Raw genomic sequence first — 14,437 nt, forward strand, 5'->3', positions numbered from 1 at the left:
AATGACATGGTATCTCTCGCATCCCAGGACATAAGCGACTCCATAAACGGGTTCTTATGCCTTAGTTGTAAGTGTCTACCATGTCCCCGAACAAGTGTTCACCATGTCCCCGGACTGTACACTCCCACGGGGAGAGGGAGACACTGCCAAATGTCAAATATGTGCTCGGTCAGTCCCCTCTCCCGCTTGCGGGAGAGGGTTAGGGTGAGGGGCCAGGCGCACTCTGTTTAACCCGCCAACACCGCAAACACCTTCTCAATCGCATACGCGCCCGGATCTTTCACCCCATCCAGACTCTGCTGATTCAGATACGCGGAACGCCCCGCTTTGGCGCTCTGCATCTGCGCAGTGGCGTCGGCGCCTTTCTGCGCCGCTTCTGCCGCCGCAGCCAGCGACTCGCCCGCCACTAACGCTTCCAGCGCCGGTTGCAGCGCATCCACCAACGTACGATGACCCGGCTGCGCGCCGCCGTAATGTTTCATGCGCTCCAGCCCGTGCATCAATGCCTGCGGCAGCGCGCTGCCCTCTTCCAGCTGCTGGCCGGCGCTGGTGAACAGAATTGACATCAACACGCCGCTCGATCCCCCCATCACCGTCGCCAGCTGCTCGCCAATCAGCGCCAGCAAGGTTGGCAGCTCATCCAGCGGCAGCTGTTTTTCCTGCAGGCCGCGCTGAATTTTCTTCGCCCCGGCGGCAAAGGTTGAGCCGGTATCGCCATCGCCCACTTTGGCATCCAGCGCGTTCAGCTCGCTTTCCAGATCGATCAGCGTCTGCGTGACGCTGGCGACGATGCGCGCCACCTCCGCATTCTCAGAGGCATCAAAATCCAGCACACTGCCGATTTTCTCTGCACGTTGCAGGCTGATCGGCGCAAAGTCATACACCGGCACCCAACCCAGCACCTGAACCGGCGCGTTTAACGCTTCAAGGAACGGCTCCTCCAGCGCCAGCAGCGTCAGCGAGAAACCTTTCATATCCAGCGCGCTGACCAGCGTTGCCGGCCCCAGCAGATGCGTGATTCGTGCCGCCAGCGGCGACTGCAACACTTCACGCGTTAACAGCGCCAGCTCCAGCTGCGAGAAGCCACCGAGATTGTTGATCAGCAACAGCGCTTGCTTGCCGTCCGGCAGCGCCTGCGCCAGTTTATCGGTCATGATGCTGGTGATTTGGCGGCTGTCTTGCGTATCCAGCGTGATTACACCCGGCTCGCCATGAATGCCCATGCCGAGCTCGCTGTGCCCGGGCGCGACGCGCTCATCGCGTTTTTCGCCCGGCACATGACAAGTGGCAAAAGCCAAACCGATGGACGATGTGGCATCAATCGCACGCTGTGCCAGCGCTTTGACCTCATCCAGCGATTGTCCCTGCTCCGCCGCAAAGCCAGCGATTTTGTGCACCAGCACAGTCCCGGCGATACCGCGCGGCTGCGGGTTTTCCGGCAGCGCGATATCATCCTGCACCATCACCAGCTCAACTTTGTAGCCGAGGTTTTTGGCTTTCTCTGCCGCCAGACCGAAGTTAAGACGGTCGCCGGTATAGTTCTTCACAATCAGCAGGCAACCGGCATCGCTGGTGACGTTAACAATGGCGTTCAACACCGCATCGACGCTCGGCGAGGCGAAAATATCGCCGCACACCGCCGCCGTCAGCATGCCTTTGCCGACAAATCCGGCATGCGCCGGTTCATGGCCAGAACCGCCGCCCGAGATCAGCGCCACTTTGCTTTTATCCCAGTCCGAACGCACCACCACGCGAATCTCATCACCGAGATCGAGGCGACTGAGGTTGTGCCACGGCGTACTCAGCAAAACCCCTTCGATGGCTTCGTTAACCAGATCGTTTTTCTCATGCATAAAAAACTGGCTCATTGCATCCTCTCCATTGGTGTTGTCGTCCTACAAGGTAGCGTATGTGCGTAAAGAATAGGCGCAGCGAAGTGCGGAAATGCAAAGGGCGGCACAAGCCGCCCTTTAATTCAGACTATTACCGCTTATAAAGCGATACGCAGCACGCTATCTGGATTCTTTGGTGGTTCTTTGCGTGAACCCGGCTGCTTGATGCTGACAAACAGGGTTTTGCCATCGGCGGAAAGCGCCAGGCTGTTTGGCAGGCCCGGCGCTTTCACCGTGCGTTTTACTTTGTAACTGCTGGCGTCGATGATACTGATTTCGCCCGCTTTACGGTGCGTGACGTACAGCTCATCACGATCGGCATTAAACAATACCGCCAGCGATTCCGGCACATCGATCTTGTGGATCACCTGCTGGGTGCGGGTATCCAGCACCAGCACCTGCGGTTGTTTTGAGTCGCTGAGGAAGGCGCGATGGCCTTTGGTATCCAGCGAGATATTGAGGAAGAAGTGATCGTTGTCGCCATCGATTTTCTGACGCTTTTCAATCGCGTTCAGGCGCGTATTGATGGTCACCAGTTCGCCATCGGAGTTAGTGACGTACAGTTTTTGCGCCGCAGAATCGATCGCTAAACCGGTGCCCATTTTACCGGTGTTCGGCACGGTGCTGATCAGTTGCAGGGTTTTGCCATCCACCACCCACACCACGCTCTGCTCACCGAGGCCAGTGATGTAAACGCGATCGGTCGCCGGATCAACCGCCAACTGGCGCGGCTGCAGCGGACGCACGGTTTCACTGCGCTGACGACCATCCAGCACCAGCGTGTTGATCACCTTGCCGCTGGTGGCATCCACTGCAGTCAGTGCAGCATCGCGGGTGTTACCCAAATAGAGAATGTTGGTTTTCTGGTTGATCGCCGCGCCAAAGGTCGGCAGATCGGTGTTAATGGTTTGCTTTACCGCCAGATCCTGCGGATCGAGACGATAAACGGTGCCGCCTTTTTTGTCGGTGGTGCTCTGCGCGGTCGCCAGGAACAGCGCATTATCGCTGTTGCTGAACGCCAACTCGTAAGCGCCTTTTGAGATCGCCTGGTTCAACGGCTGAGACTCCGCCGCCATCACCGCAGAGGTTGAGAACAGCGCTGTTGCCAGCAGCAGTGGACGCAGCGCCCACGATTTTTTATTCGCCTTCATAACTTCTCCATAGCAAAAACACCGCCTGATGGCAGTGAAGTGAAAGCCCGACATTACAACCAATGTTAAAAAGACAGCCCGAGGCGAGCCGACGAAGGGTGCTACTTTTTGAGAATAGTAATCATTTCGAAGGGAAAGTGACAGGATTTTATCGGCTTACCAACGCCGCCAGGGCGCCCGAGGGCACCCTGTCAGCACAGAACATTAATGCAACTTATTTGGTTAGTTCAGCAGTCATGTGCACGCCGTTGTTGAAGTTGGCTTCGGTCACTTTATACGAAGCACCAGCTTCATGCGCCTGAGCAGCGATTTGCGCTTCTGCTCCATCCAGCGTTGAAGCGGTTGCAGTGATGCTTTGCGCAAAAGTAGCGAATGGCAGAACGGTCAGAGCAACAACAGCAGCAAAAGTTTTGATGGTTTTCATGGTCAATTCCTTAATGTACGTTTGATTGAGTAAGGCGTCATCGCCTTGTTGAGAGATATAATAGGCGCAGAATTGATCAGTAAAAAGCGGAGAGATTTGCCGTTGTAATTCGAATATTTTGAACATAAAAAGCACGTTTGGATTAACCTTTGTGCAAAGGGTTAAAAATCTGACATCTAATTAAAAGGCAGGATATATGGCTGTGATAGGCAGAGCGTACAACGCTGTCGCGGCGCGATTAATCGCGCCGCGACGGATGGCATAGGTGTTAACCGTGATGACGAACACGGGTGAAGATGGTGATGGCCGCCAGCAGCATCAGCACGCCGCTGGCGAGGAACACGCCGCCAGCGCCTTGCAGATCAAACATCCAGCCGCCGGCTGCGGCACCGGCGGTGATCGCCAGCTGAATGGTGGCGACCAGCAAACCGCCGCCTGATTCCGCATCGTCTGGCACCGCGCGGGAGATCCACGTTGACCAGCCGGTTGGCATCGAACCAAACGCCAGGCCCCACAGCGCCACGCCCGCCGCCACCAGCCACGACACCTCGCCGAAGCTCACCAGCAGCAGCGCGGTCACGCTCATCACCAGCGCCATCGCGGTTAACGTCAGCGATACGCTGCGCGTCACCAGATATCCTGCCAGCGAAGTACCGAAGAAGTTCGCCACGCCAAACGCCAGCAGCACCAGCGACAGCTGATTGACGTTCAGCTGCGCGCTGCCTTCGAGGAACGGACGCAGATAAGTAAAGAAGGCGAAGTGGCCGGTAAACATCATGATCACCGCCAGCATGCCCCAGCGCATCACGCTTTTACGCAGCAGATCCAGCACGCCACCGCTGCGCGCTTTATTAATCGGCGGCATCGCGGGCAAGGTGAAGAACTGCCACAGCAGCGCCAGCACGCCTAATGCGGCGGTCAGAATGAAGATGTTACGCCAGCCAATAATGCCGCCCAGATAGCTGCCGAGCGGCGCAGCAATAATGGTCGCCAGCGAAATACCGCTAAACACGATGGACAGCGCGCGCGGCACCTGATCGCTCGGCACCAGACGCATGGTAATCGCGGTCGAGAGCGTCCAGAAGCCGCCAATTGCCACGCCCAGCAGCACGCGGGCCAGCAGAATCATCGGCAGATTCTCGGCAAAAGCCACCAATAGCGCCGAGGCAATCAGCAGCAGCGTAAAGGCCAGCATCACCACGCGACGATCGAGCTGGCGCGTCACGTTGCCAATCACCAGGCTGGTGAGCAGCGCCACCAGCGCAGTGACGGTCACGGTTTGTCCCGCCTGCCCTTCGCTGATACGCAGCGTGTCGGCGATGGGCGTCAGCAAGCTGACCGGCAGAAATTCTGCGGTAATCAGGCCGAACACGCCAAAGGCCATGGCAAACACCGCGCCCCAGGCCGGTTTATCCACGTCTAACGGTGTTTCGACTATTTCAGTATCCAGGCTTATCTGTGATCCCCATCACAAAATATTTAGCGTTAAGCATAGTGACTGATCACCAGACGATCTATGATGCAGAAACTTTGTTTTTTGATTATTCGTCTGGGATTGGTATGAGTCGCTATGAAGATCTGACCAGTGAATTGCTGATGGGCATGCGCCTGTACGGCGTCAAATACCAGCGTATCGCGCTGCACGCGCCTTTTGGCCTGCAATATGACGACGCGCCTGGTCGCGCGCAGCTGCATTTTGTTGGGCGCGGATCGTTACTGATTCGCTCGGCGTCAGGCGTGATTTATCCGCTGCAGGCGGGCGATGCGCTGCTGATCCCGCACGGCAAACCGCACGCGCTGATCTCCAGCGAAGAGGCCGTTTGCGAACCCATTTCGACGTTTAATAGCCGCCCGATTTGCGCCAGCGTCTGCGCCATCGACGACAGCACCGAACTCTGCCCGGATAACAGCGATGTGATTCTGTTCAGCGCCTGCATGGCGTTTGAACTGGGCGGCATGCAGCCGCTGGTGCACACCATGCCAGACGTGATGCTGGTGAGTACGCTGCTGGCGCAGTACCCGGAAATTCAGCCGATTCTCGATGCGATGGAACGCGAAACGCGGCAGCGCAAAGCCGGTTTCGCCGGGATTTTGTCGCGGCTGGCGGATGTGGTGGCGGCGCAAATTGTGCGGGGCTGGGTGGAGAACGGCTGCGGCAAAGGCAGCGGCCTGGTGCAGGCGCTGCGCGATCCGCGTCTCAGCCTGGCGATGGCGGCGATGCATCGCGCACCCGGCGAAAATTGGACGGTGGAGCGGCTGGCGCGCGAATCCGGCAGTTCACGCTCGGTGTTTGCCGCGCGTTTCCAGACGGCAACCGGCATGACGCCGCTGCGCTATCTTACCGAGCTGCGCATGCGGCTGGCGGTGGAACGTATCGTGAACGAGGGCGAAGCGGTGGAAAGCGTCGCCTTCCACCTCGGTTACGGTTCGCTGGCGGCGTTTAGCCGCGCCTTCAAACGCATTGTTGGCACGCCACCCGGCGCACTGCGCGCCGAACGCGACATGCGTTAACGGAACACGCTGATCGCTTCCACCAGACGATTGGCCTGATGCTTCATGCGACCGGACGCTTCGGCGCTTTCCGCCACGCGCGCGGCGTTTTGATGGGTGATATCGTCGAGATCTTCCACCGCTGTGCTGACCTGCGTTAGGGCGATGGCCTGCTCGGCGGTCGCGCCGCTGATTTGCGCGATCAGCGCAGTGACATTCTGCACCTGATCGACAATCTCCTGCATGGTGTGCCCAGCGGCATCGGCGTGGTCGCTGCCCGATTGCACGCGGCTGGCGCTGGTTTCCACCAGATGTTTGATTTCGCTGGCGGCTTTGGCGCTGCGTTGCGCGAGATTGCGCACTTCACCGGCCACCACCGCAAATCCTTTGCCCTGCTCACCGGCGCGCGCGGCTTCCACTGCGGCGTTAAGCGCCAGAATATTGGTCTGGAAAGCGATACCGTCAATCACGCTGGTGATGTTGGCGATGCGCTTCGAGCTGTCGGCGATCTCCGCCATCATGCCCACCATCTCCTGCATCACTTCGCCGCCTTTGATCGCCGCATGACTGGTGTTTTCCGACAGCCCATTGACCTCTTTGGCGGTATCGGTGTTGCTCTTCACCGTGGCGGTCATTTCGTTCATGGTGGCGGCGGTTTGCTGCACGTTAGCCGCTGCTTGTTCGGTGCGGCGGCTCAATTCGTCGTTGCTGCGCGCAATGGCATCGCTGGCGCTCAGCACGTTGATCGCCTGGCCGCTGACATCATCCACCAGCCAGCGGAACATCAGACCAAGTTGGCCGATGGCGCGCAGCGTCACGCCAATCTCATCGACGCGATCGATCTGCTCCACTTTATGGCTGGCACCGGTCGCCACGCTCAATGCTTGACGGCACATGCGCTCCATCGGACGCGAAATTTGCTGCTCCAGCCACAGACTCGCCAGCAGTAAAAGGCCCGCCATACCGCCGGCAAAGCAGCCAACGGCAAGAGGTGCAAGGCCCAGCAGCCAGACGCCAATCACCGAGAGCGGCAGCAGCGTTAATAAGGTTGAGCGGATGCGCCAGCGCAGCGGCAGAGTTTTCAGGATCGAGCCCAGCCGACGCCAGCCGGTGCCGACCATCAAGCCTTTATGGAAGCGGCGTCCTTTGACGCGTCCTTCGCGGAAGTCGCGGTACAGCGCTTCGGTCTGGCGAACCTCCTCCACCGACGGCTTGGTGCGCACCGACATAAAACCCTGCACTTTGCCTTCACGCACCACCGGAATGGCGTTGGCGCGCACCCAATAGTGATCGCCATTTTTACGGCGGTTTTTCACCAGCGCCGTCCACGGCTCGCCCTGTTTGAGGGTCGCCCACATATCGGCAAAGGCTTCCGGCGGCATATCCGGGTGGCGCACCATGTTGTGTGGCTGGCCATTCACCTCTTCCGGACTGAAGCCACTGACTTCAATAAAGGCATCGTTGGCATAGGTGATGTAGCTGTTGAGATCGGTAGTCGACATCAATGTGGCGTCATCGTCAAAAGCGAATTCACGCTGAGTGACGGGCTGGTTGTTACGCATGTGTGTGTCCTTGCAATACGCAGGCGAAAAGAAGCAATCGATAATACTTTTTTATCTTTTCGGCATCGTACGGCTTGAGCTTTAGCACCAGTTTCAAATTCAGGGCAATAAAAAAGCCGCTTTGCAGCGGCTTTCACACTTTTTCACTTAGCTCATCGATTAACCGGGTTTTACAGTAAACCAAATCAATCTTTAATTTAAACGCATTCATCAGACCTGCAGCGCAAAGGGCGCAGAGAGATGGGATTCCCCAAAGCCATTTGTGTCGCAGGAAGGCGGCAAGCTCGTTCATCCCCGGGAGCAGAGTGAACTCTGTGACCGGGGTGAGCGAGCGCAGCCAACGCACCTGCAACGCAAAGGGCGCAGGGAGATGGGATTTCCCAAAGCCATTTGTGTCGCAGGAAGGCGGCAAGCTCGCTCATCCCCGGGAGCAGAGTGAACTCTGTGACCGGGGTGAGCGAGCGCAGCCAACGCACCTGCAACGCAAAGGGCGCAGGGAAATCAGAATTGCCAGCGGACCCCCACGTTATACCGCCACCCTTTGGCACCATTACCATCAATCTCTTTGCGATAATCCGCTTCCGCATACAACGAAACATCCTTCTGCAAGGTTGCGGTGCCGCCTGCGCCCACTTCCCACATTTGACCAAATTTTCCGCTGCTGAAGGTTGCGCCAAACGCCGGATTATCCACCGAAGACACTGACGTATCCGCAGAGCCGCCCCAACCTTTGTAGTAGTTCGCGCGCAGATAAGGAGTGTATTGACGATTGCTGTCGTCGGTCCAGGTACGGTCGAGGCGCGCGCCGAGACGACCAATAGTTTGGTTATAGTCGCCGTAACGCACGTTGTTGCCGTCTTTATCGGTGAAATCATTCATATTCAGCTTCATGTACATCAGCTGCGCCTGCGGCTCAAGCTTATAGCCATCGCCCAACGCAAACGGATAGCCGCTCTCCAGCGATGCCGTCCAGCCGTGGCCTTTCAGCTTCGCTACTTCTTGCGTGCGGGCGATATCGGTTTCGCCGCGATGCCAGTCAAATGACAACACACCGTCCAGATAGAAGCCGCTCTGACGCTGCCAGGTGCCGTAAAACGCCAGGCTGTCGCTGTCGAAAGTGGTGCTGCTGTAACCGTCGGCCGCATGCGGACGAATGCGCGTATTACCGCGCGTATAGGCTAAACCGCCGCGCAGGCTATCCTGCTCGCCATCGAGTCGCAGCAGATTGCCGCCCACCTGCACCGCACTGTAATCAAGGTCAAAGTCATAACCGAAGTCACGGAAACTCTTATCGCTCTTGTACTTCAGGTTCGAGCCGATATAGCGCAGGAACATCTCGCCGTCGTTGCCTTGCGGACGTGTCTGCTCGTGGCGCAGTTCACCAAGACGTTTATGCAGATCGTCGATAATCGCCGAGGTGTAATAGGCCAGGCCAACCGGTGCCGACACATAAGATGGCACCTGCGGCACCACCGCCGGACGCGAATCGTAGCTTTGCGGCGTGCCAAAGGCATCGGTGACGAAGGTCGGCTGACAGTTAGCGCTATCCTCACACACGTAGTAGTTCGCCAGACGGTAATCCCAATAGTTATTGCCGCTGCCGCTGACTAAACGCTGGCTGGGATCGCTGCTGCCCGGTGCAAAGGTGTAGAGCCGATATTGCCACGGCCCGGCACCGAGATAGCCATCCTTCAACGCGAAGCTGTTGGCGCTGGCATTACCGCCTACCTGCGCCAGCGAGATCCCTTCGTTGCCCTCTACCCCTCCATTTTGATTGAGATCGGTGAGTGCGCCGGTGCTGGCATCCGCCAGTTTCACATTCACCAGCGTGGTACCGCTGGCATTACCGGTGACGTTAATGTGGTCGGTGAACTGATTGCTTAGCGCACCACCCTGGTTGAGGTTAGTGATCAGATTGAGCTGGCCGCCGCTCGACGCCAGCGAGCCAGCAATATCCAGCGTGTTGCCTGGCGAACCCGCACCGTTGGTGAGATCCAGCGTACCGGCGTTGTTCACCAGCAGCGAATCGGCGGTGCCGCCGGATAGCGTCGGATGCACGTTATCGCCGGCATACAGTGTGGAATCCGCATCGACATTGATGGTGCTGTGCGCCAGCTGCAGGTTATCGGTTAGTGTCCATTGGGTATTGGCGAAGTTGATGGTGCTCCAGCCGCTGCCAAGATTAACGCCTTTGCTGAGATCGTCGGCGCTGAAGCTGCCGCCGCGCGCGCCAATCTGATTGAAGGTCAAGGTGTTGCCGGTGCCATTACCGCTGGTGAGATGGTAGGTGGTGCCGAGATCGACATTGCTCACTTCAGCGGTGTTGTTGTTGTCGTTGCCCATGGTCAGGCTGCCGTTGAGCGTTCCGCCCGTCCAGCGGAACCGATCCGATCCGCCGCCCGGATTGATATCGCCCTGCACCGCGCCTTCGGTCAGCAGAATTTCGTCATCGGCGTTGCTGCCCGCTACCGCCACGGTTTGTGGATTAGCGGTGATGATGTTGCCGAGGTTCTCGAAGATGGTTTTACCGCCGCGCAGATCCACCACCGGCGCCGTCAGGCTGTTGGAGGTGAAGTTGCCGGTATTGACGATGGTGCCCGCCGTGCTGGAGACCAGCGCCGATCCGCCCGCCGCATTGTCGATATTGACGTTGGCGGCGGTGGTGACATTGCCGGTGGTATTGGCGCGAATACCGGTGCCGCCTGCGCCGGTAACATTAAATTGATAGCCCGACCCCAACGTCAGATCGCCGCGGGTGGTGGAACCATCGGCATTGGCGATATTCAGGCCGCTGCCGCTGCCGGAGACGTTGGTGGTCACCGTCGAAGCCGGATCAAATGGCACGGCGGTGCGAATCCCGTTGCCGTCGCCGACGTTAATGGTGAGATTGCTCAGACCAACGTTGCTCAGTTCGGCGCGGTTTTCGATGCCGTTGCCACTGCCCAGCACGTTCACCGTGGCGTCGCTGGCGCTGAGAGCGGTCGCACCGCTGTCCAGCAGGATGCCGTGCGCATTGCCGCGCGTGGTGATCACCGTGTCGCTGCCGGTAAGCGCCAGCTGCGCGTCGTCGCTGATGCGCACGCCCGCGATACCGTTATCGACATTGATGGTGCCGCCTTTCGCCAGCGTGCTGCCGCTGCCGGAGACATCCAGCCCGGTGCCGTTGGCTACGTTGACCACGCCGTTGTTGGTCAGCGTGCTGCCGGCGCGCGAACGGATCCCAATATTGTTGCTGCCGGTGAGGTTCACATTGCCGTTGTTGACCAGCTCTGCGCCGTTAGTGACATCAAAACCCATCGCGCCATTGCCCGCGCCGCTCACATTGCCGTTGCTGGTAACGCGGGTGGCCGCCGCGCTGCCATCCAGCGCGTTACTCAAATCGGTACGCAGATTATTAATCAGCACGCCGACCGCGTTGCTGCCGCTGAGATTGATGCTGCTGCCGCTATCGAGCGTGGCGTTCGCACCGCCTTCGGCACGGATCGCCGTACTGCCCTGGCCGCTGGCGGTGAAGTTGGCGTTGCTGCTATTCAGGCTGCTGCCGCTGCCGGAGATAATCGCGCCGGTGCTGTTGCTGGCGCTGGCGGTGAGGGTGGTCGGCGTGGTGAAACTCAGCGCCGCGCCGTCATCAATGCGATAGCCGGTTGAGCCGCTACTGTTGATATTTAACGCATTGGTGGCGGAGCTAATGCGCGATCCGCTGCCCGCCGCGTGATAGGCAATTTGGTCACTGTTATTGAGTACCGGCGCTGAACCGGCGGCGATATTCACCAGCGCGCCGTTGAGCGCTTCCGCCCCAATCGCGCCGGTGCCGTTGAGATTCAGCGTGCCAGCGTTCAGGTTGGCTACCGCGCGATTGCCGCTGGCGCTGACGCCTCGGCTGCGGTTAGTGGTGCTGCCGCCATTAACATTGATGGTGCCGGTGTTATTGGCGGTGGTGGCAAAGGTGCTGCTGCCGCTGTTCACCGCGATGCCGGTGCCGCCATCGTTGATGTTGATATTGCCGCTGTTGGTGCCGGTCGCACCGCTCTCGACGCGAATGCCGGTGGCGTTGGCGCCGCTGAAGGTGATATCGCCGCTGTTGGTCAACTGCGCGCGATTGCGGGCCAGATAACCAGTCAATCCACTCTGTGACGCATTCAATGACGCCGCAGAGTTCAGGCGGGTGCTGGTCACCGGCGAGCCGCTGTTTCTGCCAAAGATATCGTGTTTTTGTCCGTCAACGATCGCGCCAATTGCGTTGCTACCGGTGAGATTCATGGTGGTTGCGGCATCAATAATACCCGTTGCGCCCCCTTCCACCGTGATGCCATTGGCACCGCTGCCGCTGACGTTGATCACCGCCGCATCGCTGCTCACTTCGGTGCCTGCGCCGCTACCGAGCACGGCGGTAGAACCGGCACCCGACGCGGTGAGCGACAAGGCGTTACCGTTGAAGTCTGCGCCCTGCTCAACACGAAACAGCGTGGAGTTCTGCGTGGTGACATCAAACGGATTGTTGCCCAGCACGTTAATCAGCGCATTGGGGCCGTAGGCAAAGAAGGCGATCTGATTGGTACCGTTAGAAAAGGTCGGCACGGCAGCCGGGTCCACGGTCACCGTGGAATTGCCGCGCGCATGTACGCCGATCGCGCCATTGCCGCTGAGATTGATCGGGCCATCGACGGTGGCCTGCGCCGTGCCGGTTGCACCTTGCCCTTCCACCCACACGCCATAGTTGCGCGTGCCGCTGGCCGGATCGGCCCCGCCCGCCACGTTGATGGTGCCGGTTGAGGTGGCGCTGGCGGTGTTGCCATTGGTCGCCAGCACTTTCAGGCCGGTGCCGTTCACGCCATTCAGGTTAATGGTACCCGCGTTATTGATGTTGCCGGCACTGTTGGTCACCAGCATGCCGACGTTTTCACGCGGAATGGTGGCAGCCGCACCGTTCACATTGATGGTGCCGGTGTTGATCATGGTGGCGTTATTTGCGCCGGTCGCCGACATCCCCGCCGCATTTTGCGTTCTCGTGCCGAGGGTAATGCTGCCGTTGTTAACCGCGTTGCCGTTGGCGACCAGGGCGATACCGCTGGTCAACCCGCTTTGGTTCATCGCGGTATCCGCAGTCGCTTCACCCAGGCTGTTTTGCGGTCCGCGACCAATGTAGATATTGCCGCTGGCGTTATTGGTGAAGCTGGAAGTGGCGTCGGTCAGTAACACGCCAGACGCGGTACCGCGCGCGCTCGAACCGTTGACGCCGACGTTGATATTGCCGCTGTTATTGGCGGTGGATGACACGCCAAGATTGATGCCCGCCACGCCATACTGTGAATTGCTGCCGGTGGTGGCGAGGTTGAGGATGCCGTTGTTGTTAAAGGTGCTACCGGTTTGCACGGCTACGCCATTGGCACCGTAGCCGGTCGAGCCAATGCCGGTACCATCCTGACGATTGAGGAAGCCGCCGTTAATTACCCCATTATTGGTTCCACTGCTGTTATCGGTTAACACCAGCGCCGTGCCGTTATTGGTGATGCTGCCGCGACTCGCCAGTTTGCCATCAATCACCGCTTGCGCGCCGTTGGAGGCTTTGATCGCACCGCCCGTCGCGCCCACCACTTCCAGCGTTTTACCCGCCGCCAGATTGACCCTCGCGTCCGCGCCATTGGCATTGATCACAATGCGATTGCCGATCGCCTGCGTCACCTCGTCTGGCGGCGTGGCGCTAACGTTGTAGACGATGTTGGCATTGGTGAAGGTGACAGCTTTATTGAACTCAGGCAGATAACGGGTTTTATCAAGATTGCCCGCCTGCAGCTGACCGATCAGCCAGTTGTTGTAGTTTTGCAGCTGGCTGGCGTTGGTGACGGTAAAGCTGGTGCTTTTGCCATCCAGCGTCTGCACGCTGAATGCGCCGTTATAGGTGGCGAGGTTTTGCACCTGATAGCTGCTGGTGGCCGATCCCGCGCCGTCCGGCGTGGCGGTGGCACCGAAAAAGCTGATGCGGTTATTGCTGTTCCAGTTCACCGTGCCAGTGCCGCTCACATCAAATAGCTGTGTCTGTTTGGCGGCCATGGTCCAGCTGTTGGTGCTGGCGCTGCTGAGCGCATTCGCCTGGCCGATATTCACATCCAGCGTGCCGCCGGTGACATCCGCAATGCGCGCATCGATGTACTGCGCATCATTGACGTTCTGCACATCCGGCACGCTGGTGGCGCTGGTGACGGGCGCTAAGGCGACAAGACTGGCGGAGTTATATACCTGGAATGTGCTGTTGGTGCCGGTTGCGGGATCGGGCGTGGTGATCGCAAAGTTTTGCGGGCCGGGATCCAGGCGATCCTGATTGAGATACTGCGATCCCGAGGTGATCGCCACTTGCCCGAGCGTGGTGGTGACCGCGCCATCCGTTCCTGCCGTGAATGCCTGATTGCCGGTCAAAGTTTCATTGCCGCTGCTAACGGTAATTTTACCGGTTTGGTTGTCATTATTTTCTGGTGTGTAAGTCCCCAACGTAACAGCCTGACTTTGCATTGCTGGATAGATCAGCAATTGCGCCGCCAACATCCCTAATGCGATAGGATTTAATGTAAACCTCATACTTCCTCCAGTGGGCGTGCAGCGTCCGCGCTGTTATTGCAACAGCGTTAAATTCTTCGCGTGGGGATAAAGCGGCAGATAATGACCAATCCCGTGTAGCATTTAATTTGAGAACAACTGTGTGAAGAAATATGGTGCAGCGAAAAAAGGGATGGAATTGTTGTTATAGATTAATTGGCTTTAGGTATAGACTTTTTCGCTGGTGAGTGCAAAAGACAATTATGAGTAACCTATTGTCATCTCGGGGAATTAATTGCGATGCAGGTTGGATATTCTAAATAAATTGAGGCCATTTTAAATTTAAGGCCTGACCTTCTATCTCCTTAATAAAACCTTTATTTTTTG

General features: G+C 58.3%; 7 protein-coding genes. 1 reads left to right on the plus strand and 6 read right to left on the minus strand.

Annotated features, from left to right (window positions below; translation table 11 throughout):
* Positions 1 to 227: 227 nt before the first annotated feature.
* From PZBJ_RS14405 to PZBJ_RS14420, 4 genes are all read right to left on the minus strand, one after another.
* Complete coding sequence (locus PZBJ_RS14405; protein ID WP_101763032.1) at positions 228 to 1,868, minus strand: dihydroxyacetone kinase subunit DhaK; 1,641 nt, start codon at positions 1,866 to 1,868, stop codon at positions 228 to 230.
* A gap of 122 nt (positions 1,869 to 1,990) precedes the next feature.
* On the minus strand, positions 1,991 to 3,043 hold the full coding sequence (yncE, locus tag PZBJ_RS14410) for a 7-bladed beta-propeller protein YncE (RefSeq protein ID WP_101763033.1): 1,053 nt from the start codon (positions 3,041 to 3,043) through the stop codon (positions 1,991 to 1,993).
* Between the two features lie 214 nt (positions 3,044 to 3,257).
* The gene (locus PZBJ_RS14415; protein ID WP_101763034.1) at positions 3,258 to 3,467 is read right to left on the minus strand and encodes a YdgH/BhsA/McbA family protein; all 210 of its coding nucleotides are present in this window, start codon (positions 3,465 to 3,467) and stop codon (positions 3,258 to 3,260) included.
* A 268-nt stretch (positions 3,468 to 3,735) separates the two neighbouring features.
* The gene (locus PZBJ_RS14420; RefSeq protein WP_101763035.1) at positions 3,736 to 4,923 is read right to left on the minus strand and encodes an MFS transporter; all 1,188 of its coding nucleotides are present in this window, start codon (positions 4,921 to 4,923) and stop codon (positions 3,736 to 3,738) included.
* A 104-nt stretch (positions 4,924 to 5,027) separates the two neighbouring features.
* On the opposite strand from PZBJ_RS14420, the gene PZBJ_RS14425 reads away from it, so the two are divergent.
* Positions 5,028 to 5,978 (plus strand): AraC family transcriptional regulator, encoded by a 951-nt coding sequence (locus PZBJ_RS14425; protein ID WP_101763127.1) that lies wholly within the window; start codon positions 5,028 to 5,030, stop codon positions 5,976 to 5,978.
* Here the strand turns inward: PZBJ_RS14425 and PZBJ_RS14430 are convergent.
* Both PZBJ_RS14430 and PZBJ_RS14435 read right to left on the minus strand, forming a co-directional pair.
* Positions 5,975 to 7,519, minus strand: a complete 1,545-nt coding sequence (locus tag PZBJ_RS14430; protein WP_101763036.1) for a methyl-accepting chemotaxis protein — start codon at positions 7,517 to 7,519, stop codon at positions 5,975 to 5,977. The two genes, PZBJ_RS14425 and PZBJ_RS14430, sit on opposite strands and share 4 nt — an antisense overlap.
* Before the next feature lie 501 nt (positions 7,520 to 8,020).
* Entirely contained in the window at positions 8,021 to 14,092 is a 6,072-nt protein-coding gene (locus tag PZBJ_RS14435) for an autotransporter outer membrane beta-barrel domain-containing protein (RefSeq protein ID WP_101763037.1), read from the minus strand.
* Between the last annotated feature and the right edge of the window lie 345 nt (positions 14,093 to 14,437).

Source organism: Pantoea endophytica (genome assembly GCF_002858935.1).
GTDB lineage: Bacteria > Pseudomonadota > Gammaproteobacteria > Enterobacterales > Enterobacteriaceae > Pantoea > Pantoea leporis.